The 24,869-nt window shown below is 62.4% G+C and carries 22 protein-coding genes; 5 read left to right on the top strand and 17 right to left on the bottom strand.

The genetic code is table 11. The features are described 5' to 3' along the window. Positions 1 to 104: 104 nt before the first annotated feature. From Q9451_RS16775 to Q9451_RS16765, 3 genes are all read left to right on the top strand, one after another. The gene (locus Q9451_RS16775; protein WP_012272312.1) at positions 105 to 1,625 is read left to right on the top strand and encodes an FAD-dependent oxidoreductase; all 1,521 of its coding nucleotides are present in this window, start codon (positions 105 to 107) and stop codon (positions 1,623 to 1,625) included. A gap of 72 nt (positions 1,626 to 1,697) precedes the next feature. Beyond that, positions 1,698 to 2,708, top strand: a complete 1,011-nt coding sequence (locus tag Q9451_RS16770; RefSeq protein ID WP_012272313.1) for an aldo/keto reductase — start codon at positions 1,698 to 1,700, stop codon at positions 2,706 to 2,708. A 95-nt stretch (positions 2,709 to 2,803) separates the two neighbouring features. Beyond that, positions 2,804 to 3,901, top strand: coding sequence for an alkene reductase (locus tag Q9451_RS16765; protein ID WP_012272314.1), 1,098 nt, complete (start codon positions 2,804 to 2,806; stop codon positions 3,899 to 3,901). Between the two features lie 134 nt (positions 3,902 to 4,035). Here the strand turns inward: Q9451_RS16765 and Q9451_RS16760 are convergent, their stop codons facing one another. The 16 genes from Q9451_RS16760 to Q9451_RS16685 form a co-directional block, all read right to left on the bottom strand. Continuing rightward, the gene (locus Q9451_RS16760) at positions 4,036 to 5,016 is read right to left on the bottom strand and encodes an LLM class flavin-dependent oxidoreductase (protein ID WP_012272315.1); all 981 of its coding nucleotides are present in this window, start codon (positions 5,014 to 5,016) and stop codon (positions 4,036 to 4,038) included. 100 nt (positions 5,017 to 5,116) lie between these two features. Then, positions 5,117 to 6,028, bottom strand: a complete 912-nt coding sequence (locus tag Q9451_RS16755; protein ID WP_012272316.1) for a LysR family transcriptional regulator — start codon at positions 6,026 to 6,028, stop codon at positions 5,117 to 5,119. 69 nt (positions 6,029 to 6,097) lie between these two features. Then, complete coding sequence (locus tag Q9451_RS16750; RefSeq protein ID WP_041166492.1) at positions 6,098 to 7,156, bottom strand: metal-dependent hydrolase; 1,059 nt, start codon at positions 7,154 to 7,156, stop codon at positions 6,098 to 6,100. 74 nt (positions 7,157 to 7,230) lie between these two features. After that, a complete protein-coding gene (locus Q9451_RS16745; protein WP_012272318.1) occupies positions 7,231 to 8,481 on the bottom strand; it encodes an OprD family porin in 1,251 nt (416 codons plus the stop codon). A 54-nt stretch (positions 8,482 to 8,535) separates the two neighbouring features. Beyond that, the gene (locus tag Q9451_RS16740; protein ID WP_345960688.1) at positions 8,536 to 9,717 is read right to left on the bottom strand and encodes a benzoate/H(+) symporter BenE family transporter; all 1,182 of its coding nucleotides are present in this window, start codon (positions 9,715 to 9,717) and stop codon (positions 8,536 to 8,538) included. 119 nt (positions 9,718 to 9,836) lie between these two features. Next, entirely contained in the window at positions 9,837 to 10,751 is a 915-nt protein-coding gene (gene catA, locus Q9451_RS16735; protein ID WP_012272320.1) for a catechol 1,2-dioxygenase, read from the bottom strand. Positions 10,752 to 10,779: 28 nt separating this feature from the next. Beyond that, positions 10,780 to 12,108, bottom strand: coding sequence for an aromatic acid/H+ symport family MFS transporter (locus tag Q9451_RS16730; RefSeq protein ID WP_012272321.1), 1,329 nt, complete (start codon positions 12,106 to 12,108; stop codon positions 10,780 to 10,782). Between the two features lie 57 nt (positions 12,109 to 12,165). Further along, positions 12,166 to 12,927, bottom strand: coding sequence for a 1,6-dihydroxycyclohexa-2,4-diene-1-carboxylate dehydrogenase (locus Q9451_RS16725; RefSeq protein ID WP_012272322.1), 762 nt, complete (start codon positions 12,925 to 12,927; stop codon positions 12,166 to 12,168). Positions 12,928 to 13,072: 145 nt separating this feature from the next. Further along, the gene (gene benC / locus Q9451_RS16720) at positions 13,073 to 14,083 is read right to left on the bottom strand and encodes a benzoate 1,2-dioxygenase electron transfer component BenC (RefSeq protein ID WP_012272323.1); all 1,011 of its coding nucleotides are present in this window, start codon (positions 14,081 to 14,083) and stop codon (positions 13,073 to 13,075) included. Between the two features lie 72 nt (positions 14,084 to 14,155). Then, positions 14,156 to 14,641, bottom strand: coding sequence for a benzoate 1,2-dioxygenase small subunit (benB, locus tag Q9451_RS16715; RefSeq protein ID WP_012272324.1), 486 nt, complete (start codon positions 14,639 to 14,641; stop codon positions 14,156 to 14,158). Continuing rightward, positions 14,638 to 15,996, bottom strand: coding sequence for a benzoate 1,2-dioxygenase large subunit (gene benA / locus Q9451_RS16710; protein WP_041166494.1), 1,359 nt, complete (start codon positions 15,994 to 15,996; stop codon positions 14,638 to 14,640). The genes benB and benA overlap by 4 nt, the downstream gene beginning before the upstream one ends. A 127-nt stretch (positions 15,997 to 16,123) precedes the next feature. Next, positions 16,124 to 17,080 carry an AraC family transcriptional regulator gene (locus Q9451_RS16705; protein ID WP_012272326.1) on the bottom strand — a complete coding sequence of 319 codons (957 nt, stop codon included), beginning with the start codon at positions 17,078 to 17,080 and terminating at the stop codon, positions 16,124 to 16,126. Positions 17,081 to 17,303: 223 nt separating this feature from the next. Beyond that, positions 17,304 to 18,359, bottom strand: a complete 1,056-nt coding sequence (locus Q9451_RS16700; protein ID WP_012272327.1) for a helix-turn-helix domain-containing protein — start codon at positions 18,357 to 18,359, stop codon at positions 17,304 to 17,306. A 78-nt stretch (positions 18,360 to 18,437) separates the two neighbouring features. Beyond that, a complete protein-coding gene (proX, locus tag Q9451_RS16695; RefSeq protein ID WP_012272328.1) occupies positions 18,438 to 19,466 on the bottom strand; it encodes a glycine betaine/L-proline ABC transporter substrate-binding protein ProX in 1,029 nt (342 codons plus the stop codon). A 70-nt stretch (positions 19,467 to 19,536) separates the two neighbouring features. Further along, positions 19,537 to 20,490: a glycine betaine/L-proline ABC transporter permease ProW gene (proW, locus tag Q9451_RS16690; RefSeq protein ID WP_012272329.1), complete on the bottom strand. Its 954-nt coding sequence runs from the start codon at positions 20,488 to 20,490 to the stop codon at positions 19,537 to 19,539. Positions 20,491 to 20,533: 43 nt separating this feature from the next. Then, positions 20,534 to 21,694 carry a glycine betaine/L-proline ABC transporter ATP-binding protein gene (locus Q9451_RS16685; RefSeq protein WP_012272330.1) on the bottom strand — a complete coding sequence of 387 codons (1,161 nt, stop codon included), beginning with the start codon at positions 21,692 to 21,694 and terminating at the stop codon, positions 20,534 to 20,536. Positions 21,695 to 22,055: 361 nt separating this feature from the next. Between Q9451_RS16685 and Q9451_RS16680 the strand changes: the two genes are divergently transcribed. Then, a complete protein-coding gene (locus tag Q9451_RS16680) occupies positions 22,056 to 23,036 on the top strand; it encodes a LysR substrate-binding domain-containing protein (protein ID WP_012272331.1) in 981 nt (326 codons plus the stop codon). Between the two features lie 93 nt (positions 23,037 to 23,129). Beyond that, on the top strand, positions 23,130 to 24,014 hold the full coding sequence (locus tag Q9451_RS16675) for an alpha/beta hydrolase (RefSeq protein ID WP_012272332.1): 885 nt from the start codon (positions 23,130 to 23,132) through the stop codon (positions 24,012 to 24,014). 2 nt (positions 24,015 to 24,016) lie between these two features. Here the strand turns inward: Q9451_RS16675 and Q9451_RS16670 are convergent, their stop codons facing one another. Continuing rightward, positions 24,017 to 24,748, bottom strand: coding sequence for a hypothetical protein (locus Q9451_RS16670; RefSeq protein WP_012272333.1), 732 nt, complete (start codon positions 24,746 to 24,748; stop codon positions 24,017 to 24,019). Positions 24,749 to 24,869: the final 121 nt, after the last annotated feature.

Below are 24,869 nucleotides of genomic sequence, written 5' to 3'. Positions count from 1 at the left end.
GACGAGGCCCGCCCAGGCCGGATTGTCCACCGATCGTCAGCTCAACGCATTTCCTCCTCACCCCAGGCGTCAAATGGTTCCAAAGGCCCCTTTGGAGTAGCCCCATGACCCAGCACGCCGTGGCCCGCCTGGCCCAGCTCGACGAACACCGCCCCCTGCGCGTACAGGCCGGCAACGAAGAACTCATCCTCATCCGCCAGGGCGATCAGGTGCATGCCTACCAGGGCAATTGCCCCCATGCAGGTGCCCCTCTGGATGAAGGCGTGGTTTGCGGCGGTCTGCTGGTCTGCCCCTGGCACAAAGCGGCTTTCGCCGTAGACGACGGGGTTGTTTGTGAACCCCCTGCGCTGGCCGACCTGCGACGCTACAAGGCTTGGGTCAAGGACGATGAAATTTGGGTCGATGACCAACCACTGCCAGTGATCGAGCCGCCCAGGCACAGCGATGCTCGCTGTTTCGTGGTGGTCGGTGCCGGTGCCGCCGGCAGCGCTGCGGTTGCCACCCTGCTGGCCCATGGCTTCGCTGGCCGGTTGGTGTGGGTCGATCAGGAACGCCAGCCAGCCTACGACCGCACGGCCCTGAGCAAATTCGTGATTGCCGGGCAGATGGCGCCCGATGAGGTGCCCGCACTGTTCGAAGCCGACGCCCTGCGCAAGGGCCATCTGGAGCGCAAGCATGGCAAGGTGCGCACACTGAACAGCCAGAAACGCCAACTTACGCTCGCCGATGGCCAGCAGATCGACTATGACGCCTGCCTGCTGGCAACCGGCGCCAAAGCCCTGCGCCCAGACATTGCCGGTGTTGATCTGCCCGGGGTGTTCACCCTTCGCTCTCGGGAGGATGCCGCCCAGTTGCTGGACGCTGCCGAGCCTGGCCAACCCGTGGTGATCGTCGGTGACGGCTTTATCGGCCTCGAAGCCGCCTCGGCATTGCGCAAATATGGCGTACAAGTACACGTGGTCACTCGCCATGAAGCCCCACTGGCCCGGCAGTTGGGTGAACGTATCGGCCGCAGCATCCGTGAGCTGCATGAACGCAAAGGTGTCACTTTCCACGGCCCCACTGACGTTCAACGCATCGAGGGCCAGGGCAGCGTCGAAGCCGTGCAGTTGGCCAACGGTGAACGGCTGCAGACACCCCTGGTGCTGCTGGGGACTGGCGTCAAACCGGCCACTGGCTTCCTTCAAGGTGTGCCGCTGACCGAGGACAAATCCGTGAGAGTCGATGCAGAAATGCGCGCTGCCGATGGGCTGTGGGCTGCAGGTGATATCGCCACCTTTCCGTTCAGTGGCCGGCCAGTGCGTATCGAGCACTGGCGCCTGGCCCAGCAACATGGGGTGATCGCTGCCGCCAACATGCTTGGCGAACAACGCCGCTATGCCGATGTGCCGTTCTTCTGGACTTACCAGCACGGCCGCACCTATGAAGTACTCGGCCATGCCCAGGACTGGAACCGGATCGAGTTCGTCGGTGAGCCCGAGAACGGTGATTTCATTGCCCTGCAGTGTGTGGATGAACGGGTCGAGGCCGTGATCGCCAAGGGTTATTCCGATGCCATGGCGGCGCTGTCGCAACGCATGAAGCGGCCATTGAGCGTGCAGGAGGCATTGCAGCTGATTGGCTGAAGGCCGCCTTTCAATGCGTCCCGGTTGTGTGTAAAACAGGTAGATCAGCCGACTGCAAAAGGACCCCCGCGCATGATCTACCGCCCACTCGGCCACAGTGGCCTGCAGGTTTCCGCCCTTACCCTGGGCAGCATGATGTTCGGCGAGCAGACCAGCACCGAGGACGCCTTGCGCATCATCGACAAGGCCTGGGACCAGGGCATCAATTTCATCGATACCGCCGATGTGTACAACGCTGGGCGCTCGGAAGAAATCGTCGGTGAAGCCGTGGCGCGCCATCGCCACGACTGGATCGTCGCCAGCAAGGTCGGCTTCGGCCCGGCCGACGGCCTGCCCAACCGCAGCGGGCTGTCGCGCAAGCACATCTTCAATGCCCTGGAGGCCACGCTGACCCGCATGGGCATGGATTACCTCGACATTTACTACCTGCACCGCGAAGACCACAAGGTGCCGCTGGAAGAGACCGTGCAGGCCGTTGGCGACTTGCTGCGCCAGGGCAAGATCCGTTACTGGGGCGTGTCCAACTTCCGTGGTTGGCGCATTGCCGAGGTTTGCCACATTGCCGAGCGCCTGGGTATACCCAAGCCGGTGGTCAGCCAGCCGCTGTACAACATCGTCAACCGCCAGGCCGAGCCCGAGCAACTCACCGCCGCAGCGGCCCATGGCCTGGGCGTAGTGCCCTTCAGCCCGCTGGCCCGAGGCGTGCTCAGTGGCAAGTACGCGCCAGGTGCCGTACCGGATGCCGGTAGCCGCGCAGGGCGCCAGGACAAACGCATCATGGAAGTGGAGTGGCGCCAGGAATCGTTGGCCATTGCCCGGCAGATTCAGGCGTATGTCGAGGCCAAGGGTGTGGGCGTTGTCGAGTTCGCCATTGCCTGGGTGCTGAACAACCAACTGGTGAGCTCTGCGATTGTCGGGCCACGTACCGAAGAGCAGTGGGAGACCTACGGCGGCGCACTGGCGGTGAAGATAACCGCAGAGGATGAAGCCTTCATCGATTCACTGGTGACGCCTGGGCATGCGTCGACACCGGGGTTCAATGATGTGGCCCATTATGTGAGCGGGCGGATGGCGCGTAGCTGAGCCATTGGGGAGCCCAACGCCGGGCTCCCGGTCCCCCCTTTCCCCAATCACCTCGGTATCGTGCGCACCATTGGTTTTTCACCTCTGGAGCTGCAATGAAACTCTTGCAACCGCTGCAAATCGGCCCACTCACCTTGCCCAACCGTGTGTTCATGGCCCCCCTCACCCGGCTGCGCAGCCTGGAACCGGGCGACGTACCCACCGCGCTGATGGCCGAGTACTACCGCCAGCGCGCCAGCGCCGGGTTGATCATCACCGAGGCCACGCAGATCTCCTTCCAGGCCAAGGGCTATTCCGGCTCGCCCGGCATTCACAGCGCCGAACAGATCGCTGCCTGGCAGCACATCAACCAAGGTATTCATGCTGATGGCGGCCACAGCGCCGTTCAGGTGTGGCACACCGGGCGGGTGTCGCACACCTCGCTGCAACCTGGCGGCGAAGCGCCGGTGGCGCCATCGGCGCTGCCGGCCGGTGCGCGTACGACCCTGCGTGACGAGCAAGGCAACCTGATGCGCGTGGAAACCTCGGCGCCACGGGCGCTCGGCGAAGCGGAAATCGCCGAGATCGTTGCCGACTTCGGTCAGGCAGCGGTCAATGCCCGCGAGGCTGGCTTCGATTTCATCGAGTTGCACGCTGCGCACGGTTATCTGTTGCATCAGTTCCTGACGCCAAGCGCCAACCAGCGCGAAGACCGCTACGGCGGCAGTGTCGAAAACCGTGCACGCATCGTGCTTGAAGCGGTGGACGCAGCCATTGCCAGCTGGAGCGCCGAACGTGTGGGTATCCGTGTATTCCCGCTGGGTGGCTTCAATGGCGTGGACAATGGCGAAGACCAGGAAGCCGCTGGTCTGTATCTGATCCGCGAGCTGGCCAAGCGCAACCTTGCCTACCTGCACCTGTCCGAGCCGGACTGGGCTGGCGGCAAGCCGCTGCGTGACGAATTCCGCCAGGCGATACGCGCGGCCTACCCAGGGGTGATCATCGCAGCAGGTGCCTACACCGCCGAGAAAGGTGAAGACCTGATCGCACGCGGCTTGATCGATGCCGTGGCGTTTGGGCGCAGCTACATCGCCAACCCGGACCTGGTGGAGCGGCTGCGGGTGCAGGCGCCGTTGAATGAGCACCGGGCGCAGTTCGATTATGCCAATGGGGCTGAGGGGTATACGGATTACCCGTTCCTGAAGCAGGCTTGATGCAGTAACGGGAGCTCATGAGGGCTCCCGTTTTTTGTTCCCTGTGCCGACCTCTTCGCGGGTGAACCCGCTCCCACAATGGACCTGTGCAGTACCTGTGGCAGCGGGTTTACCCGCGAATGCTCCAGCGCGATTCAGGCCAGTTCAGCCAGCGCCTGCGCTGCATAGGCATGCGAGCGCTGCCGCGCCAGCGGGTCATGGATGCGGCAGTCGATCATCAGCTCGTCCGCATCGGTCTGTTCGATCAGCGAGCGCAGCCCTTCCCGTACCCGCTGTGGCCCACCGGCCACCGTACAGGCCATGACCTGTTCAAGTACCGCACGCTCATGCTCAGGCAGGCGTTCGACATAGCCCTCCTGCGGTTTGGGCAACAAGCCCAAGCGCCCGACGTGCAGGTCCAGCATCCACTTGCGGTGCGAGCTGGCCAGGTAGTCCGCCTCGGCATCGCTGGCGGCGGCGAACAGGTTCATGCCCACCATCACATAGGGTTTGGCCAACTGCTCGGAAGGCTGGAAGTTGGCCCGGTAATGGGCAATTGCCTGCAGCAGGTAACGCGGGGCAAAGTGTGAGGCGAAGGCATAAGGCAGGCCCAACTTGGCCGCCAGATCGGCGCCAAACAGGCTGGAACCAAGGATCCACACCGGCACATCGTGGCTGCCGGGCACACCACGCACTCGGCGTTTACCATTGTCGGCCAGGTAATCCCGCAGCTCGGCGATGTCCTGGCTGAAATCACGCTCTGGCGCGGCACCGCGCAAGGCGCGCACGGTCGGCCCGGAAGTACCTGGCGCACGGCCCAGGCCCAGGTCGATGCGGCCTGGGTGCAAGGTGTCGAGGGTGCCGAACTGCTCGGCCACCACCAACGGTGCATGGTTGGGCAGCATGATGCCACCGGCACCGACACGGATGTGTTGGGTGGCATTGGCAATTTCGTTGATCACCAGCGAAGTGGCAGCCGAGCCGATGCCCGGCATGTCATGGTGTTCGGCGATCCAGTAACGGCTGTAGTGCTGTTGCTCGACATGCCGCGCCAGCTGGCGGGATTCTTCGATCGCGTCGGCGAAGGTCTTGCCTTCGCCGATCATGACCAGATCCAGTACGGACAGTGCAGTCATTGGGTCTCCAGTGGGATTATCAGTGGCTGACAGTTTCTATGCTCCGCCGCCAGCGATAAACCCAGCTTCAGGCCCGGCATAGGGGCCTGTCATTCCCCAATCAGTATTCCCAGGGCACGCCCGGTTCCCAGCTGGCCACCAGCAAATCGATGAAGCCGCGTACCCGAGGGGACAAGTGGCGCTTGCTCGGGTACACGATGCGAATCGGGTCTGCCGGTGGCCGGTAGCCATGCAGTACTTCCACCAGGGTGCCGGCGCGCAGGTCGTCGCCGGTGATGTAGGTGGGCAGGTGAATCAGCCCGAAACCGGCCCGGGCGCCGTCGAGCATGGCCTCGGAACTGTCTATGTTCAGCCGCCCGGGGTCTTCGCACAGGTGCAGGCCGGCTTCGGTGTGAAAGCGCCAGGGCATGGCCTTTTCGCCCGCGAGGAAGGCAATCTTGTCGTGGCCGTAGAGGTCACCGGGCACTTGAGGTACGCCGCGTTTTTCCAGATAAGCAGGCGATGCGCAGGTCACGAACTGCTGCCAGGCCACCGTGCGAGTCAGCAACTGCGAGTCCTCCTTGGGGGCACCTATGCGCACGGCGACGTCCACGCCCTCCTCCACCAGGTCGACGAAACGGTCGGTAAAACGGATGTCCGCACGCAGTTCGGGCCATTGCTTGAGGTACTGGTCGAGAATCGGCAGTACATGGCGCTGGCCGAGCGACAGCGGCGCGGTCAGGCGCAGGGTGCCGGTGGGTTTGCCACGGCGCTGGGCCATGGTGCTTTCAACTTCGTCCAGGTCATCCAGAATCTGCCGCCAGCGCTCGAACGCCACCAGGCCTTCATCGGTGAGGCTCAGTTTGCGCGTGGTGCGATTGAGCAGGCGTACCGCCATGCGTGCTTCCAGGCGCGCGATGCTCTTGCCCACCGCTGAACGGGTCAGGCCCAGGCTGGCAGCGGCGGCGGTGAAGCTGCCAGCCTTCGCGGCGCTGACGAAGGCGGCGATGTCGCCGAAGCGGTTGGGTTCCATGGTGTTATCCTGACGCTGATGAGACCGCCTTAGATGGGTGCAATTCCAGCCAATACAAGGTGCTGGCCCCTATCGACCTTCAAGGTAGCGGTCTGTCCAGCTGGCCAGCGGCAGGGGTGGTTGCTGATAGACAATGCGCCGCCAGATGAGCAGCAGATCATCACCATCAAGCATCGAACCAGGCCCGCTGCCTTTCCACTGCGAAGGTACATCGACCACCCAGTGCCCTTGGTGATCACGGTGCGCCATGTTGAAACGGAAGGTGTAGTTCCCGGGGATGCCCATGCGCAGGTCGGTGACCACCAGCGCGTCGCCTATCTGGTCGTACCGCAACCAGTCATCGGTGAACCAACGCAAACGCTGGTGCAAAGGATCGTTCTTCAATGCTTGCGCCAGCGCCAGGTTGCGCGGCAAACGCTGCATTTCAGGCACTTGCCGGTCGAACCCGCTGCTGATGCCTTCGTAGTAATCGCCATTCGGCGTCTTGGCCAGTACCCGCCAGACCAAACTGTTGAATGCGATCGGCACGGCACGTACCTCGTTCGCGACGATACCTTGCTGGTCGAGCGCCGCCTGGAAGCGCTGCTCGGCCGCCATGCGCCCGACCAGGCCGAAACCCAGGTAGCAGGTGCTCAATGCCAATGCCAGGGTCAGCAGGCGGGTAGCCTTGCCGGTCATCCCTTTGATGATGGCGTATATCACCCCAGCCAGCAGCGGCAAGGTATAGACCGGGTCGATGATGAACACCGCCGCCCAGCTTTGCGGCGTGGTCTGCAAAGGCCAGAACAACTGCGTGCCGTAGACCGTGAAGGCATCGAGTACCGGGTGGGTGACCAACACCAGCCAAAACGCCAGAAAAAGCCTGGGCAAGGTATAACCCTTGCCAGGCCAGCATTTGTTGACCAGCCAGGCCAACAGCAAGGCCAGCCCGGTGAGCACCAACAGCGAGTGGGAGAAGCCGCGATGGTAAGTCATCTGCGACACCGGGTCGGCGTAGCGAATGATCACATCCAGGTCTGGCAGCGTACCCAGTGCGGCGCCATACAGCAGCGAGCGGCGGCCCTGAATGCGCCCGAGCACGGTCCCTTGCAGGGCCGCGCCCAGTACGGCTTGGGTGATGGAGTCCAAGGTTGGCATTCCTGAAAGAGTCGTATTCGGAAGCTACCTGCATACACCCCTGATGCGCAATTCCCCCGGATGGCCTAGAACAGTTGCCATGTGTACACCAGCGTCAGGCGGTTTTCGTCGATGTCGCTGCGGTAGTTGGACCGCGCCATGGCATTGCGCACCCGAATCCCCAGCCCCTTCAGCACCCCGCTCTGCACCGCATAGCCAATATCCAGGTCACGCTCGCGATCACGCCCTTCGTAACCCAGCCCGGTATCGACATTGTTACCCGTTATGTAGCGAACGGTCGCCGTCAGCCCCGGTACGCCCATGGCGGCGAAGTTGTAGTCGTAACGCACTTGGTACGAGCGTTCGTCGGTATAGGCAAACTCATAGGTCGGCACCTCGTTACCCAGCGGCGAAATGTTGGCGAATACCCGTGGGAACGGGCTGTCGCCATAGATGCCCTGGTAACCCACATGGAAACTGTGGCCGCCATGCCGGGCGGTGAACATCGAGAAGAAGGCCTGGTTGTCGATATTGCCCAGCAAAGCATCGCCATCCTCGCGTGCCGTGAAGTACCCCAGGTTGGCGCTGAGTACCCAGTCGCCCACTGGCTTGCTGTGCTTCAGGCCGACGAAGCCCTGCTCGTAGATGTCTTCGAGTTGCCCGTACCACAGGCTGACACTGCTCTGGTTGGCATTGAAGGCGTAGTCGCCACCCACGTAGTTGAACGCATCACTCTCAGCCTGGCGCATCGGCACATGGCCGAGCATCGCGTTCATCTTGCCATCGCCGCCCTCGTTGCGCAGGTGGGTGCTTTTCAAGTGACCGGCCTGCAGGGTCAGCCCGTCGATTTCCGACGAACTCAAACTGGCGCCCTGGTAGGTCGGTGGCAGCAGGCGAATATCACTGAAGGTCAGCACCGGCAGGTTCGGTTGCAGCTCGCCTATACGCAGCTCGGTTTTTGATAGCCGTGCCTTGAAGGTGGGTGCCAGGCGGCTGTACTCGTCGGCAGCGCGGCCATCGCCATGCACCGGCAGCAGGCCAGTGTTGGCCCGGTCGGGGCTGCTGTCGAGCTTGATGCCAAGCAGGCCCAGGGCATCCACGCCAAAGCCGACCGTGCCTGGGGTGTAGCCGCTCTTGAAGTCGAGGATGAAGCCCTGGGCCCACTCCTCGGCTTTGGACTGCTTGTTGGCCCCGACGATGTCGGAGAAATCGCGGCTGAAGTAGTAGTTACGGGCACTCAAGGTGGCCTTCGAGTCCTCGAAGAAGCCGCCTTCGGCAGCCAGCAGTGGCTGGCTGAGCAACGTCAGGCCCAGGGCAACGCAAGGGGTGTGATTCATTCCGAAGCTCTCTTGATCTTGTTTTTATGGGTAAAGCGTTGGGAACACGGCAGGTCATGGGTTACGGCGCAGCACCTCCTGGGCACGTGGCTGGCGCAGCCGGAGCAGTGCGTGAGCCAGCAGGCCGAACAACAGCCCCCAGAACGCCGCCGACAGGCCCAGGAAAGCCACCCCAGACGCGGTGACCAGGAAGGTGAACAGCCCGGCATCGCGCTCGGCCGGTTCTGCCAGGCTGCGGGCCAATGCCTCGCTGATGGCGCCATACAGGGCCAGACCGGCCAGGGCGGCGATCAGTGCGGCAGGAAAGGCTGCGAACAGCGACATCAAGGTGGCCCCGGCAATGCCCAGCAGCAGGTACAGCGCACTGCCAGCTACCGCCGCCACGTAGCGCCGCCTCGGGTTTTCATGGGCTTCATGGCCGGTGCACAGGCTGGCGGTGACCGCCGCCAGGTTCAGCCCGTGGCAGCCGAATGGCGCCAGCAGTGCCCCGGCCAGGGCGCTGGCGCTGATCAGCGGGCTGGCAGGCGTGGGGTAGCCGGCGTTGCGCAGTACCGCCATGCCCGGCATGAACTGCCCGGTAAGCGCCACCAGCACCATCGGCAGCGCCAGGCTGAACTGCGGAGAGACCCACTGGGGCGAGGCCAGTTCAAGCACCAGTGCTTCGCTACGGAACGCACCGCTGGCCACGGTCACCACGGTGCCCACGCACAGCACCGCAGCCACTGCATAGCGCGGCTGCACCCGGCGCATCAGCACGTAGGTGATGAACATCGCCAACACCAGCATGGGTTGCATCGGCAAGGCCCGAAACACCTCGATGCCGAAGCTGAACAGAATGCCGGCCTGCATGCCGGCGGCAATGGAGCCCGGCAACCGCGCAATGATGCGGTCGAAGGCTCCACTGATGCCAATCAGCAGCAGAACCAGGTTGGCCACGAGATAGGCGCCCACGGCCTGCTCCAGCCCCAGTTGCGGCAAGGCGGTGACCAGCAGCGCCGACCCTGGGATGGACCAGGCGATCACGACCGGTACGCGGTAGCGCAGGCTCAGTAGCGCACCGAGCACGGCACTGCCCATGGACACGGCCCAGACCCAGGACGACAGTTGCTGGTGCGACAGGCCGGCGGCTTCGGCGGCGTGGAAGATGATCACCAGCGGGCCGGCGTAGGAGATCATCGTGGCGATGCAGCCGGCGATGATGGCGGACAGCGAGCTGTCCTTGATCAAGGTTGTCATGAGACTCTCGCAAGGCATCGGCCGGCCTTGGAGGCTGGCTCTTGTTCTGTGTTGGCTGCTACGGGGCTCGCGCGATCCCTATGGGAGCGAGCGAGCCCCGTAGCAGCCAACTCGGTGGTTCAGGCGTCCTGCAACGCCCGTGGCCGGTTGCTGCGCTGCTCATCCGCGCCGCCCAGGGCCGTCTGCAGCTGGAAGTCGAACTTCAACTCGGCATGCCGCCCCGCCTCGCCTTCGACGAACACCACTTCCCCCACCAGCCCATCGCGCGTGGCATAGGCAAAGTCATCCCACAGGTACTTGTCCCCCGACAGGTTGATCTGCGTGGTCAGGTGCCGGTAACCCGGCGCCGAGATGAAGAAGTGCACATGCGCCGGGCGCTGGCCGTGGCGGCCCAGCAGGTCCAGGCACTCCTGGGTTGGCCCCTGCGGGTCACATCCGTAACCCGACGGCACGATGGAGCGTGCGCGGTAACGCCCTTCGGCATCGGTGACGATGCGCCGACGCAGGTTGTATTCAGACTGGCTCTGGTCGAAGAACGAGTAGGTGCCACGGGTATTGGCATGCCACAAGTCCACCGTGGCGCCTGGCAGCGGCTGCCCTTGCGGGTCGAGCACCTGGCCTTGCAGGTACATCACCGTGGCTACGCCCTCCTCGCTACCGTCGTCCATGCGCACTTCACCTTGGGCAATCGGTGCACCGGCCACGTACAGCGGGCCTTCGATGGTGCGTGGGGTGCCGCCGACCAGCCCGGCCTGCTGGTCCTTGGCATCCTGTAGCAGGTCAAGGAAGTGCTCGAGGCCCAGGCCCGCCACCAGCAGCCCGGCTTCGCCGCGGCCACCCAGGCGGTTCAGGTAGTCGACGGCATGCCAGAACTCGTCCTCGCTGATCTCCAGGTCTTCGATCAGCCGCGCAGAGTCCTGCAGCACACGCTGCACGATGCGCTTGAGCCGAGGGCTGCCGGCATCGTTGCCAACGCCTGCGGCCTCTGCAAAGAACTGCTGTACTTCGCCAGTTTGGGAAATTTTCACGGTCATGGGTTTACCTCATCTTGTTCTTTTCGGTTCAGGCCTGCGCCGCAACGGCCTGAGCGTGGCGCCGACCACTGGCCAAGTGCACGGCCATGGCCAGCGCTGCGATGGCGCCAGGGATGGCGAAGGCTATGAAATTGAGTTGCAGCGGTAGGTTGATACCCATAAGCGCGCCGCCCAGCAGCGGGCCGACGATGGCGCCGTTGCGGCCGATGCCCGAAGCCCAGCCCAGCCCGGTGGAGCGCACCGACAAGCCGTACATTTGCGCAGCGCCGGCATACAGCAGAATCTGCGTACCGATGGTGGTGGCGCCGGCGATGAAGATCAGCAGGTACAGCACGGGCATTGGGCTGTTCACCCCCAGCAGGCTGATCGACAGCGCAGCGGCAATGAAGAACGCCACCTTCACCTTGACCAGGTTGTAGCGGTCACCCAGCCAGCCACCGAGGATCGCCCCGGCCATGCCGCCAAAGTTCAGGGCCAGCAGGAACGACAGGCTCGAACCCAGGCTGTAACCGGCGTTGGCCATCAGCTTGGGCAGCCAGGAACTCAACGCATAGACCATCAGCAGGCAGCAGAAGAACGCCAGCCATAGCGCCAGGGTGCGAATCGCCAGGCCGTTGCGGAACAGCTCAAGTACCGACGCCCCGCTGCCTTTGCGATCAGCCGCCTGCAGCACGTCATCGGCCTGCACGTCACAGTTCGGGTCCAGCCGTTTCAGCAGCTTGCGCGCTTCATCGCTACGGCCCTGACGCACCAGAAAACCGATGGATTCCGGCAGGTAGTAGAGGATCACCGGCAACAGCAACAGTGGCACCGCAGCGGCGAAGAACATCGATTCCCAACCAAAGCGCGGCAGCATGAAGATGCCAACGCCCGCCGACAGCATGCCGCCCAGCGAATAGCCGCTGAACATGATCGCCACCAGCGTGCTGCGCAGGCGTTTGGGCGCGTACTCGTTCATCAGTGCCACGGCGTTGGGCATCAGGCCGCCACAGCCCAGGCCGGCAATGAAGCGGTAGATGCCAAACTCGCTCGGGCTGCTGGCGAAGCCATTGAGAATGGTCGCCCCCGAGAACAAGGCGAAACAGATGGCAATGCCCTTCTTGCGCCCGATGCGGTCGGCCAGGCTGCCGAATGCCAAGGCGCCGAACATCATGCCGAACAGCGCATAGCTGCCCAGCGCACCCGCCTGCAACGGGGTCAGGCCCCACTCTTTCATGATTACCGGCAGTACCACGCCGTAGATGAACAGGTCATAGCCGTCGAAAATCAGCAGCAGGCCGCACCAGGCCATGACCATCCAGTGAAACGGGGTAAAGCGCGCATTATCGATGATCGGGTGTACGTCAAGGGTTCGCATGGCATCTGTCGCTCTTGTTTTTGTTGTGGAGGAAAGCTGTTGCCGTGAGGTTGCTGCTCAGCCGAGGTCGCCGCCCCCTACCGGCAGGGTCACGCCGGTGATGTACGAAGCCTCGTCAGAGGCAAGGAACAAAATGGCGCCCACCTGCTCGTCGATGCTGCCGTAGCGGTGCATCAGGCTACTGTCGAGGGTCTGGTCGACGATCTGCTGGTACCAGCGTTTTTCCTGCTCGCTCTGCTCGGCGCTGTTACGCGGCACGCGCCGAGGCGGTGCTTCGGTGCCGCCGGGCGCGGTGGCGTTGACGCGGATGCCGCGGCCGGCGGTTTCAAAGGCCAGGCACGCGGTCAGCGCGTTGACGCCACCTTTGGCCGCGCCATAGGGCACACGGTTGACGCCACGGGTGGCGATGGACGAGACGTTGACGATGGCGCCGCTGCCGCGTTCGAGCATGTACGGCAGCGCGGCATGGCAGCACCACAGGGTCGGGAACAGCGAGCGGCGCACTTCGGCTTCGATCTGCTCGACTTCGTAATGCTCGAAAGGCTTGGCCCAGATAGTGCCACCAACGTTGTTGACCAGGATGTCCAGGCGGCCGAAGGCTTGGACCGCACTGGCCATGACTCGGGCGCAGTCAGCGTGTTGCTCCAGGTCGGCAGTGAGGGTGAGCATGCCCTCGCCGGCCAGTTCGTGGACCAGCTCGGAACGGTCTACCGCGACCACTTGCGCGCCCTCGGCCTTGAGCCGCCAACACACACCCCGGCCGATGCCTTGGGCGGCACCGGTGACCAGGGCGACCTTGCCTTGGAATCTATTGTTCATATCCATCTCTCCGGTTCACCACGATCCCTGTGGGAGCGGGTTTACCCGCGAATGCGTCCGACAAGACATAACCGCTGTACCGGCCGGCCTCTTCGCGGGTAAACCCGCTCCTACAGGGGGCAGTGTTGTGTTCGGGGTAAAGGAGTCAGGCCGCCGCCGCGAACTTCTCGTAGTAGAAGTTGGCCGGGGTAATGCCCTGCTCACGCACGTACTGGCTGACCGCTTCTACCATCGGTGGCGGCCCGCACAGGTACACGTCCACATCGCCGTCATTGAGGTGGCGTGGCTCGATGTGCTGAGTCACGTAACCCTTCTGCGGGTACTGGCTGTCCGGGTTGGCCACGCAGGCGCTGTAGGTGAAGTTGGGGATGCGCGACGCCAGCGCTTGCAGGCGGTCGAGTTCGACCAGGTCGAAGTCGTTGGTCACGCCATAGATCAAGTGCAGCGGATGCTCGCTGCCCTGCTCGGCGATCCTCTCCAGCATTGCAGTGAACGGTGCCAGCCCGGTCCCTCCCGCCAGCAGCAACAGCGGGCGCTGGATTGGCCGCAGGTAAAAGCTGCCCAGCGGCCCGGCCAGGCTCATGTTGTCGCCGGCCTTGGCCAGGTTGGTGAGGAAGCTGCTCATCAGCCCGCCCGGCACGTTGCGAATCAGGAAGCTGACTTCGCCGTCCTTCTGCAGTGAGCTGAACGAGTAGGCGCGGCTTTGCTCGCTGCCCGGCACCTTGAGGTTGACGTACTGCCCCGGCAGGAATGCCAGGCGGCTGAGGGCCTCGCCCTTGATGGACAGGGCAATGGTACTGGCCGACAGTTGGCGCACATCGCTGATGGCCGCCTCGAAACTGGCTTGCTCGGTCTTGCACAGCTGCGACGAAGCCGGAATGCGGATCACGCAGTCGCTTTCGGCGCGCATCTGGCACGTCAGCACGTAGCCTTCGGCGATTTCGTCTTCGCTCAGGGCGTCTTCGATGAAGTTGTCGCCCAGGTCATAGCGCCCGGATTCGGCCTTGCATTTGCAGGTGCCGCAAGCACCGTCGCGGCAGTCCAGCGGAATATTGATGCCCTGGCGATAGGCGGCATCGGCCACGGTCTCGTGGCCGCTTGCCTCGATGAAACGGGTAACGCCGTCTTCGAAATTCAGTGCGATCTGGTAGCTCATGTTGCACCTCGCGGGCGAGCCGGCCCACGGCGCGTCGCAGGACGCACCGGGCAGTGCTCGCAAAACCTTGTGTCAGATGTGGTAGATGTCGATGACCTGACGCACGTAGTCGTTTTTCAGCACCACCTTCTTGGCCTTGATCAGCGGCTGTTCGCCGCGCAGGTCGAGGGTGTAGAAACTGGTGCCGAAATAACTGTCAGTGGTCTTGTAGCGGAAGCTCAGGGTGTGCCAGTTGAAACGCACCTGGCAGCTGCCCTCGCCCTGTTCGACGATCTCGATGTTGCTGATGTTGTGCGAGGTGCGGGTGTCGGGCACGGTCGCGCTGGAGCGTTCGGTCTTGATGCGGAACACCCGGTCTTCCAGGCCACCCCGGTTGCCGTACCAGATCAGCGAGATTTCGCTCTGTGGGTCTTCGGTCAGGGTATCGTCATCATCCCAGCTGGGCATCCAGAAGGTGGCGTCGCTGGCGTACAGCTCCAGCCACTGGTCCCACTGGGCGTCGTCCAGGTAGCGCGCTTCGCGGTAGAGAAAGTCGCGCACGGTTTCATACAGGCTCATTGCACGGCCTCCACGGGGATCAGTTGCTGTTCGTCCTTGAGGGCCTGGATCATGGTGTCCTGCCAGTACTTGTGCTGCAGCACGAACAGGCCTTCGTCCTCGGTGCGCACGCCGGACAATAGCGGTTCGAGTTCGATTTCCTTGGCGGCCTCATCAGCGCCTTCGACCCAATGTTTAGCACCGCGGGACATATCGTTCCAACCGGTGCCGCCGCCGTAGCCGGTCTGGCACGAGCGGAACTCTTCCAGGTCGTCCGGGGTGGCCATGCCGCTGACATTGAAGAAGTCTTCGTATTGGCGGATGCGCTTGGCACGGGCATCGGCACTCTCGCCTTTCGGCGCGATGCAATAGATGGTGATTTCGGTCTTGTTCACCGAAATCGGCCGGGCAACGCGGATCTGCGAGCTGAACTGGTCCATCAGGTAAACGTTGGGGTACAGGCACAGGTTGCGCGAGTTTTCGATCATCCAGTCGGCGCGGGCCTGGCCGAAGTCGGCGGCCAGCTGGTCGCGGCGCTCGTAGGCCGGGCGGTCTTCGGGGTTGGCCCAGCGGGTCCACAGCAGCAGGTGGCCGTGGTCGAAGGAGTAGAAGCCGCCGCCCTGCTTGGCCCAGGAACCGGCGCTCATGGTCTTGATCTCGTCACCCGCTTCGCGCTGCTTGCGCTGGTTCTGGGTGGCGGCGTAGTTCCAGTGCACGGAGCTGACGTGGTAGCCGTCGGCGCCGTTTTCGGCGGTGAGCTTCCAGTTGCCTTCGTAGATGTACGAGCTGGCACCGCGCAGCACTTCCAGACCCTCCGGCGACTGATCGACGATCATGTCGATGATCTTGGCCGACTCGCCCAGGTGTTCCACCAGCGGTTTTACATCGGCGTTCAGGCTGCCGAACAGAAAGCCCCGGTACGACTCGAAGCGCGCCACCTTGGTCAGGTCGTGGGAGCCGTCGCAGTTGAAGCTGTCGGGGTAGCCGGCATTGCTCGGGTCTTTCACCTTCAGCAGCTTGCCGCTGTTGTTGAACGTCCAGCCGTGGAATGGGCAGGTGTAGCTGGAGCGGTTACCGCGCTTGTGCCGGCACAGCATGGCGCCACGGTGGCTGCAGGCATTGAGGAAGGCATTGAGCTCACCGTCCTTGTTGCGCGCGATGAAAATCGGCTGGCGCCCCATGGTCAGGCTGAGGAAGTCGTTCTTTTCGGGGATCTGGCTTTCATGGGCCAGATAGATCCAGTTGCCCTCGAAGATGTGTTTCATCTCCAGGTCGAACAGGCGTGGGTCGGTGAACATCACGCGCTTGCAGCGGTAGATGCCCTTTTCACGGTCGTCCTCGAGCATGGCATTGAGGTAGTCGAATCCCAGGGACATGGCCAGGGTCTCCATTGTTATTGTTTAGACCTGGTCAGTTTGGGCGCTGGTATTAGGCGGGAGTATCCGGTTTGTGCGCAGTAGTATCCGTTTTGTGCAGGCTTGCACGCGAAGGGGGTGGCGAAGTTCAGCGCCGGTTACGGAAAGTTTCCGAAGGCAATTCACCAAACTGGTGCCGATACACTTCGGAAAAGCGCCCCAGGTGCAGGAAGCCATAATCCAAGGCCAGTTCAGTCACGCTACGCACTGCACAACTGGCATCTCCCAGACAGGCACGCACCTGCTCCAGCTTGCGCTGACGCACATATTGCTTGGGCGTAGTACCAAGATGCCGGTCGAACAACGCATACAACGACCGCAGGCTCATGCACGCCTGCTCTGCCAGCGCCTCGGCTGGCAGCTCAAGTTTGAGGTTGCGATCGATATATTCGATGATCCGATCAAGGCTTACGCCAGGCGATCCCAGGCTTTCGCGGCGGATATTGGTGCTCATCAGGGTCAGCAGCTTGCTGGCGACAATCTGGCTGTAATGGCCCTGCACCCTGGGTAGCGAGTCGCTCACTTCCGCTTCATGGCAAACCATCGCCAGCAGGTTCACGAACCCGTCCAGTTCATCCAACCGATAATGGTTGCGCAAGAACCGCACGCCGCCTTCTGGCCGATGCCAGCGCTGTTCATCGCAGATCGAGTCCAGCAAGCGGGTCGGCACCTTGAGGATGAACTTCTCGCAGTCTTCTGAGTAGGTCAGATCAACTGGGTCGTCCGGGTTGATCAGCAGCAGCTCCCCTGGAATCAGGTGCTGTTCGCGCTTGTGCCCGCGCCACAGGCAATTGCCGTTGAGCAGCACTTGCAGGTGGTAAATGGTTTCCAGTGCTGGCGAGGTAACGCGCACGCTGCCACCGTAGCTGATACGACACAAGTCGAGTTCGGCGAACTTGCGGTGGCTGAGGCTGGCCTGAGGGTGGGTGGTACGCGACAGACCGATGCAATGCTGGCCCACATGCTGGTTCACATAATCGGACACAGCATAAGGGTCGGCGTGGTGAAACACGCTACTGCGTTCGCTCAGCAGGCGGCTTTCCATAGGCAAGGCACTCGGTATCGTTATTGTTCTGGTCGCCGCGTCCTACTGCCTTGTGGGCTGTGGTTGCGGTCGTCACGGTCATTCTATCGGGCCGGTTGCGGGTCGCGGGGGCAGGCGACAACCGGTGGATGGGCACACTACAGCAAAAAGGCGGGGGTTGGGCAATGCGGCGATGGGATTGGATGGGCGGATAACGGACAGGCCAGGTGCAGCCTGTGTTCGTTTATCGAACAGTTTCTTCCTGCCGCCCTGCCCACCCCTGGCTACGGGCACGATATTGGCGCGGAGCAACGGCAAACAACTCACGAAACCGCCGATAGAAATGCGGGAAGCTGATGAACCCGCTGGCCACTGCCACCTCGGTCAATGACTTGCTGGTGTGTTGCAACAGTTGGCGCGCATGGGTCAGGCGCAGCTCCAGATAGTAACGCGGTGGTGTGGCCTGCACATGGCGGCGGAACAGCCGCTCCAAGTGCCGGCGAGACAAGCCGGCATGTTCGGCGATTTCGTCGATGCCAATGGGGTCTTCGATATTGGCATGCATCAATTCCAGGGCCAGGCGCACCCCCTTGGGCAGGCTGGGGTCGATTTCCGGGGCACTGGCAGGTGCGTCGCTCAAGACCCTCGCACGGTCACAGGCCAGCATCTGCTCCACGGCCCGGCGCAAGGGTACGCCACCGCACTGTTCAAGCATTGCCAACATCATGTCCAAGGCACTGCTGGCACCGGCGCAGCTCATATGTCGCCGGTCCAGCACATGGGCCTGGCGGCTGATACGTACTTTGGGGAACAGCTCGTTCATCATCGCTCGGCCATCGGGGTGGAAGGCGCAGTCGTGATCATTGAGCAAGCCAGCCTCGGCCAGGAAGTAAGCGCCGTTCCACAGCCCGCCCAGTTGGCAGCCGTACTGGTCGGCTTGGCGCAACTTGGCACGCAGTTGCGGCGCGGCTTCCAGGCGCACGCGAAAGCCACCACATACCAGCAGGCAGTCAAGGCCGTGCACATCCAGGTCAGCGAGCTGAGTGTTGACCGGCAAGGCGATGCCCAGGTCGCTCATCACCTGGGCGCCCTCACCCACCACCTGAACCTGGAACAACGGCGTGGCGCTCATCAGGTTGGCGGTGACCAGGCTGTCCATCGCCGCTGTGAAGGCCATCATCGAGAAGTGCTCGCGCAGGACGAAGGCCACGCGCTGGCACGGCATTGAAAGCGAAGTGCGGATGGCCGGGGCCAGGTGGGCCAGGTTGGTGCTTTTGAGGATGCTTTCGAAGTGGCTCATGGCTTTAACTCAACTGCGGGAGTTGCATTGGCTTCCACGCGGGCTTGCCCGCGAAGAAGCCAGCAGTGCTGGAACAGGTTACTTGCCGGCCTGGGCCGCTGCGTCGCGTGAGGCTTGCAGCCACTGATCGAACTGCTGGCGGTGGGCGGCAACCCACTGCTTGGCATGGCGCTCGATGTCTTTGGGCTTCTTCTCGCCCTGCTGCATCTTCAGGTTCTGGTTGCTCTCGTCGTCGGTGCTGATCTGCACCAGCGACAGGAACTTCAGCGCCGCCGGGTTCTTTTCGGCAAAGTCCTTGTTCAGCACGGCTACCACCTTGTCGATGGCAAAGCCCAGGTTTTTGCCGTGGTAGGTGGTGTCGACGTCGTTCTTGCCATCAGGCAGGTCGGTCTTCGGCACTTCCAGCCAGACCACATCCTTGCCTTCGACCAGCACGCTGGCGATCCACTGCGGCACCCAGGTGAAATACAGGATCGGCTTGCCTTCCTTGTAACGGGCGATGGTGTCGGCCATCAGCGCAAAGTACGAGCCTTGGTTGACGTTGACACTCTTGTCCAGGTCGTAGGCCTTCATGTGGTGGGAAATCACCAGCTCGCAACCCCAGCCCGGATTGCAACCGGTCATGTCGGCCTTGCCGTCGCCGTCGGTGTCGAACAGTTTGGCGATTTCCGGCTTTTTCAGGTCGGTGATGTACTTGATGTTGTACTGGTCGGCGGTTTTCTTGTCGATCAAGTAGCCCTGGGCGACACCCGGCAGAATGTTGCCGGTCTTGACCATCACATCGTCGCCGCCAGCCTGCTGGTAGAACTTGTCGTGCAGTTTTTCCCACAGGTGCACGGTGAAGTCGGCATCGCCGTTGGCCAAGGCCACCATCATCACGCCGTATTCGGTCTCCTTGGGTTCCTGCACGTTGTAGCCCAGCTCGCGCAGGCCTTCCATGGCCACTTCACCGCGGAAACGCTCTTCGGCGATCGAGGGGAAAATCGGCGTTACCTTCACGCCATCACCCGGTTTGTCCGCCGAAGCGTTTGCGCCCAGCGCAGCGGCCACCAGGGTCAATGCCGTGGCACATTTGAGGATGCTGCGGGTGAATTTGGATTCGTGCATCGTCGCTTACCTTCTTCTGATTTTTATCTTCAAGTGCGGCAGATCGAACGTATCAAGTGTCTTGCTGTGCTCAGGCGGTCTTGCGCCGCCCTTTCACGGGTGCTGCGCCACACAGGCGCATCACCACGCCTGCGGGGCCAGTGTGGTACCAGCGCAGGCTCGGGTCGGCACTGGTGCGGGCGCCCATGGCCTGGGTCAGGCGGTCGAGGAAGATCGCCAGCAGCACCAGCCCCACGCCACCGACCGTGGCCAGGCCCATGTCCAGCCGGCCGATGCCGCGCAGTACCATCTGGCCCAGGCCACCGACCGAAATCATCGAGGCGATGACCACCATCGACAGCGACAGCATCAGGGTCTGGTTGAGACCAGCCATGATGGTCGAAGTGGCCAGCGGCAGTTGCACGCGGGTCAACATCTGCCGTGGGGTGCAGCCGAAAGCGCGGGCGGCTTCGATCTTGTCTTCCGGCACCTGGCGAATACCCAAGTTGGTCAGGCGCACCAGCGGCGGCAGGGCGAACACGATGGTCACCAGCACGCCAGGTACATTACCGATGCCGAACAGCATCACCACCGGGACCAGGTAAACGAACGCCGGCAGGGTCTGCATGGCATCGAGCAGCGGGCGGATAATGCTTTCCAGGCGGTTGCTGCGGGCGCAGACGATACCCAACGGAATGCCGATGACCGCGCAGAAGAACACCGACGTCAGTACCAGGGCCAGGGTGGTCATCGACTCCGACCACACACCGATCAGGCCGAGCAAGGTCAGGGTGATGAAGCACAGTACCGCCATGCGCTTGCCTGCCAGCTGCCAGCCCAGCAATGACGAAAGGAGGATGCCGATGGTGGGCGGGATGCTCTGCAGGGTGAACTCGATGCCATTGAGCACCTGGTCGATTGGCCAGCGAATGGCGCGGAACACCTCGCGGAAGTTGTGCACCAGAAAGTTCAGGGTCGCGGTGACCCAGTCGCCCAAGGGGATGGTGGCCGCCTGGAACGGGTCAAGCAGGCTGAATTCGGACATGAGGGCTTACCTGTTCTAATAAACGCTACGGGCGCTTCTTGGATTAGTTGCGGCTCAGGGTCTGCAGCAGCTCGTTCTTCGACAGCGTGCCCTTGAAGGCGCCCTGACGGTCGAGCACCGGCACCGGGTACGGCAGGTCGGCAGCAATCCCGAGGACTTCGTGCAGCGGCGTGTCGGTGTACACCGGGCGCTGTTCGTGCAGGCTGTAGCGGTCACTGGCAGTGGCGCCGTTGACGTCGGTGTCGACCACGCCCAGCAACTGCCCGCGCTCGTCGACCAGGTAGCCAAACGGCACGCCGGCCTGGAAGCTCGGCGCCTTGCCATTGACCTTGCACACCACGGCCGGGTCGAACCTGGCCACATCGCCGGCCTTGAGCACCCGCGAGCTGTCGAAGCTCTTGAAGAAAGTACGCACGTAGTCGTTGGCCGGCTGGTTGATCAGCTCTTGTGGGGTGCCGATCTGCACCACGCGGCCACCTTCCATGATCGCAATGCGATGGCCGATGCGGATGGCTTCTTCGATGTCATGGGAAATGAAGATGATGGTGCGTTGTTGCTCAGCCTGCAGGCGGATCAGTTCGCCCTGCATCTCGCTGCGGATCAGCGGGTCGAGTGCGGAAAACGCCTCGTCCATCAGCAAGATCGCCGGGTCGTTGGCTAACGCCCGGGCCAGGCCCACACGCTGCTGCATGCCACCAGACAACTGGTGCGGGTAACTGTTCTCGTGACCGGCCAAGCCAACCTGGCTCAAGGCTTCACGGGCGCGGCTGTGGCGTTCGGCTTCCGGTACACCGGCAATTTCCAGGCCGAAGGCGGTGTTCTCAAGCACGCTCATATGCGGCATCAACGCGAAGGACTGAAACACCATGCCCATTTCCTTGCGGCGCACATCCAGCAAGGCTTTGTCTGAAAGACCGGTAATTTCCTTGCCGTTGAGGTGAATGCTGCCGGAAGTGGGTTCGATCAGGCGGTTGAACAGCCGCACCATGGTCGACTTGCCCGAGCCCGAGAGGCCCATGATGACGAAAATCTCGCCACGCTTGACGGAAAAGCTTGCATCGAACACGCCGACAACGTGGCCGGTCTTGCTGAAGATTTCGTTCTTGTCGGCGCCCTTGCGGAGCATCTCCATGGCCATGTTCGGGTTGGGACCGAACACCTTGAAGATGTTGTTTACCGAAAGAATCTCATCGGCATGGCTCATACGACCCTCTTTATTATGCTTATTAACCAATCAATCAACATCGCACTTTCAATAAGGCGGGTAGCGATCAGTGCGAGTACGCTTGGCAGTCCGTTCAAATTCGAACGTGAGTCAAAACCGGCACGCAGAATGTCCTGCTTCAAAAAGTTATCCGACATCGATGTCTCGAATGTCGCGCCGTGGCTTTAACGTTAGGCCCAGCGCCAGAGCGGGTCCAACGACATTTGTATGGCGCTAACCATTACCTGAAGTTATCAATCGGGCGCTGAGGCCGTAGGTAGAGCCGCCCGCACATTTACCTGTTGGCGAGGAACAGGCTAGAGTGGCGTGATTGGCTAGATGAAGGACCTCCCCGCTACCCATGGTCAGACACTCCGAACCCGATCAGACGCTGATCAAGATGCCCTCGCTGCGTGCGGTCAAAGTCTTCGTCGCCGCCGCCAAGTACCAGAACTTCACCCGTGCCGCCGAGGCGCTGTGCGTCACCCAGGCTGCAGTCAGCCGGCAAATCCGCGAGCTGGAGACCTACCTGAGCGCCGAGTTGTTCACCCGTGTGGGCCGTGCGGTGGAGTTGACCGTGGCCGGTTCGATCTTCTTCGATGCGGTGCAGTTATCGTTCGTCAACATCTCCCAGGCGGCCGAGCGTATCCGCAGCAACACCAATACCAAGCAGGTAGTCACCCTGTGCTGTTCACCGGCCTTTGCCGCCTTGTGGATGGGGCCGCGCATGCCGAAGTTCTTCGCCGAGCACCCGGACATCGACATCAACCTTGTAACCACCCAGAACTTTCTGTCGATGGAGCCTGGGGTGCGCCCCGACATCTACATCACCAAGCTGGGCAAGGTGCAGGCAGGCTATAGCTCGCACCCGCTCAACCATGACGTGATCTACCCGGTGTGCACACCGCAGTATTTGGCGCAGCACCCGGAGGTCCGCACCCTTAAAGGGTTGCGCGATGGTACCTTGCTGAACCTCAGCCCCTACGGCCGCTCGCAAGTCGCCGAACATGTGGACTGGAATGTGTGGCTGGCCTTCCATGACGTCGACCTGAAAAGCCGCGCCAGTACCGCACCGCATTTCTTCAATGCCAACGACTACAACCTGTTGGTGCAACTGGCCCTTGGCGGCCAGGGCGTGGCGTTGGGCTGGCATCACTTGGTCGAGTCGCTGGTGGCACAGGGGATGCTGGTAAGGCCAGTGGCAGAAGAACTGGTGCTCAAGGACACCTTTCACTTCCTGGCATTCAATGAAGACAAGGAGCATGAAGCCAGCTGCCTGCGATTGCGGGACTGGTTGCTGGACGAGTTTCAGCCGTTGTTGGAGTCGTTGGGTAATCGGTAACCCTGCGCTTTCGGAAACAGCTTGCAACCAAACCAACCTGCCATCCCGTCACTTTTTCGACATCCAGCACAGTGCTTCTGCTAGAAAGCCCACATGCCTACTCTCTTCGTCACCCACCTGCGCCGCCGCTGGCTCCCCTGGGTGTGCGCCATTCTGCTGGTCATCGGCCTGCCCACCAGCTGCGCCGTGCTGCAGTACAAGGAGCGCGAGCTGGTGTTCCGCATCGAGCCTGGCCAAGCCAGTTGGTTTCGCGGGCTGCCCAGCGGCGTGCAGGAACTCGACCTGCGCCCGCACAGCTTCAGCGATAACCAGAGCCTGCACGCCTGGTGGTGGCCGGCCAAACGCGCCAACGCGCCGGCCATCCTTTACCTACACGGCGTGCGCTGGAACCTTACCGGCCAGTTGTTCCGCATAGAACAGCTGCATGCCATGGGTTATTCGGTGTTGGCCGTGGATTATCGTGGCTTTGGCCGAAGCCGTGGCGACCTACCTTCCGAGGCCACGGTCTACGAAGATGCACGCATTGCCTGGGAGCGCTTCGCCCAGCTGCAGCCAGATGCCGGCAAACGCCTGATCTTCGGCCATTCTTTGGGGGGCGCGGTGGCGGTGGAACTGGCCAGTGAGCTGACACGCGAATCACAGAACAACGGTGCCAGTGTGCCGGCACGCGGGTTAATCCTGGAGTCGACCTTCACTTCACTGGGCGATGTCGCGGCGGCAGTGGCCAATACCTCCTTGCCAGTGCGCTGGTTGATGTCGCAAAAGTTCGACTCGCTGGACAAGATCAAGGGGGTTGGCCTGCCTGTGCTGCTGGTACACGGCCTGGATGACCGATTCGTGCCAGCGCGTTTCAGCCAGCAATTATATGAAGCAGCCCACCAGCCCAAGACATTGCTGCTGGTGCCCGGGGCAACCCATAACAACAGCATGAGCCTGGCCGGGCAGCGCTATAAACGCGCCATACAAGCGCTGCTCTGAAGTTACTGCACCGGCAGAAAGTTCATCAGCAACAGGCTTTGCGCATAATTCAAGCCAATCCGCCGATACCGCTCATCCAGCAGCTCGGCCAGCAAATCCAGCCGCGCGACGATCTTGCCGAACTCCACGGCAAAACTCAGGTTGCTGCCCTCCTCCGAGATTTCGTTGGAGAACAACAGCAGCACCCCATTGGCGTCCTGTCGCTGGCTGAGCATCCACGTCGCCTTTTCGATATTGCGCGCAGCGTTGTTGATGAACAGCGGGTCGATGGTGTCGGTCATGTAGAACTCGGTACGCCCGCCGTGCGCGGTGATCAGCATGCTGCCGATGGCGTAGATGAAGGCGCCGACGCGGTCGCCGCGAAACTCGGGGCTAAGGGCGTAGCTCAATGCCGCCAGGTCGCGGCGGTTGCCCAGTTGCGGCAGCGGCCGGCGCTGCTCGATGGCGATGCGGATCTGGCGCTCGGCAGTGGCGGCGTCGACGTAGCCCGACATCTTCCACTGGTTGGGGTTGCGCAGGTACAGCTTGTTCATCAGCAGGTACAGGCTTTGCAAATTGTCGCGCATCGACAACGTGGCCAGGCGGTCGACGCTGGTCTGGAACAGCTCGCTGGGTTTGCCATTGCCGAACTGGCTGACCATATCGCGGCCCTGTTCCTGCGTGCAGGCACAAAGGCCCGCAAGGGCGCCGGCCAGCAGCAGGCGGGGGAAGAATTTGGGGTGTCTTGCAACCATCGGCACCGGGTCAATATACGGCGGCTGCTCTGGGGATCAGAGCAGCCTGGCCAAGCATAGAGCCCGGAAATTGGAAAAAGTGCGGTGATCAGGAAAGCAGAATCCTGTAAGGGCTCTTCGC

The sequence above is a fragment of the Pseudomonas sp. NY8896 genome, assembly GCF_039634505.1.
Note: the sequence above shows the minus strand (reverse complement) of the source record. Positions and strands in the feature narration are given on the sequence as shown.

Coding starts and splice junctions, on each gene's coding strand:
- benB (WP_012272324.1), bottom strand. CDS start 14,641: ATGAGCCTGTATGAAACCGTGCGCGACTTTCTCTACCGCGAAGCGCGC.
- Q9451_RS16775 (WP_012272312.1), top strand. CDS start 105: ATGACCCAGCACGCCGTGGCCCGCCTGGCCCAGCTCGACGAACACCGC.
- Q9451_RS16760 (WP_012272315.1), bottom strand. CDS start 5,016: ATGACTGCACTGTCCGTACTGGATCTGGTCATGATCGGCGAAGGCAAG.
- Q9451_RS16700 (WP_012272327.1), bottom strand. CDS start 18,359: ATGAGCCACTTCGAAAGCATCCTCAAAAGCACCAACCTGGCCCACCTG.
- benA (WP_041166494.1), bottom strand. CDS start 15,996: ATGTCCCTGGGATTCGACTACCTCAATGCCATGCTCGAGGACGACCGT.
- Q9451_RS16740 (WP_345960688.1), bottom strand. CDS start 9,717: ATGACAACCTTGATCAAGGACAGCTCGCTGTCCGCCATCATCGCCGGC.
- Q9451_RS16680 (WP_012272331.1), top strand. CDS start 22,056: ATGGTCAGACACTCCGAACCCGATCAGACGCTGATCAAGATGCCCTCG.
- Q9451_RS16755 (WP_012272316.1), bottom strand. CDS start 6,028: ATGGAACCCAACCGCTTCGGCGACATCGCCGCCTTCGTCAGCGCCGCG.
- benC (WP_012272323.1), bottom strand. CDS start 14,083: ATGAGCTACCAGATCGCACTGAATTTCGAAGACGGCGTTACCCGTTTC.
- proX (WP_012272328.1), bottom strand. CDS start 19,466: ATGCACGAATCCAAATTCACCCGCAGCATCCTCAAATGTGCCACGGCA.
- catA (WP_012272320.1), bottom strand. CDS start 10,751: ATGACCGTGAAAATTTCCCAAACTGGCGAAGTACAGCAGTTCTTTGCA.
- proW (WP_012272329.1), bottom strand. CDS start 20,490: ATGTCCGAATTCAGCCTGCTTGACCCGTTCCAGGCGGCCACCATCCCC.
- Q9451_RS16770 (WP_012272313.1), top strand. CDS start 1,698: ATGATCTACCGCCCACTCGGCCACAGTGGCCTGCAGGTTTCCGCCCTT.
- Q9451_RS16675 (WP_012272332.1), top strand. CDS start 23,130: ATGCCTACTCTCTTCGTCACCCACCTGCGCCGCCGCTGGCTCCCCTGG.
- Q9451_RS16685 (WP_012272330.1), bottom strand. CDS start 21,694: ATGAGCCATGCCGATGAGATTCTTTCGGTAAACAACATCTTCAAGGTG.
- Q9451_RS16670 (WP_012272333.1), bottom strand. CDS start 24,748: ATGGTTGCAAGACACCCCAAATTCTTCCCCCGCCTGCTGCTGGCCGGC.
- Q9451_RS16765 (WP_012272314.1), top strand. CDS start 2,804: ATGAAACTCTTGCAACCGCTGCAAATCGGCCCACTCACCTTGCCCAAC.
- Q9451_RS16705 (WP_012272326.1), bottom strand. CDS start 17,080: ATGGAAAGCCGCCTGCTGAGCGAACGCAGTAGCGTGTTTCACCACGCC.
- Q9451_RS16745 (WP_012272318.1), bottom strand. CDS start 8,481: ATGAATCACACCCCTTGCGTTGCCCTGGGCCTGACGTTGCTCAGCCAG.
- Q9451_RS16725 (WP_012272322.1), bottom strand. CDS start 12,927: ATGAACAATAGATTCCAAGGCAAGGTCGCCCTGGTCACCGGTGCCGCC.
- Q9451_RS16730 (WP_012272321.1), bottom strand. CDS start 12,108: ATGCGAACCCTTGACGTACACCCGATCATCGATAATGCGCGCTTTACC.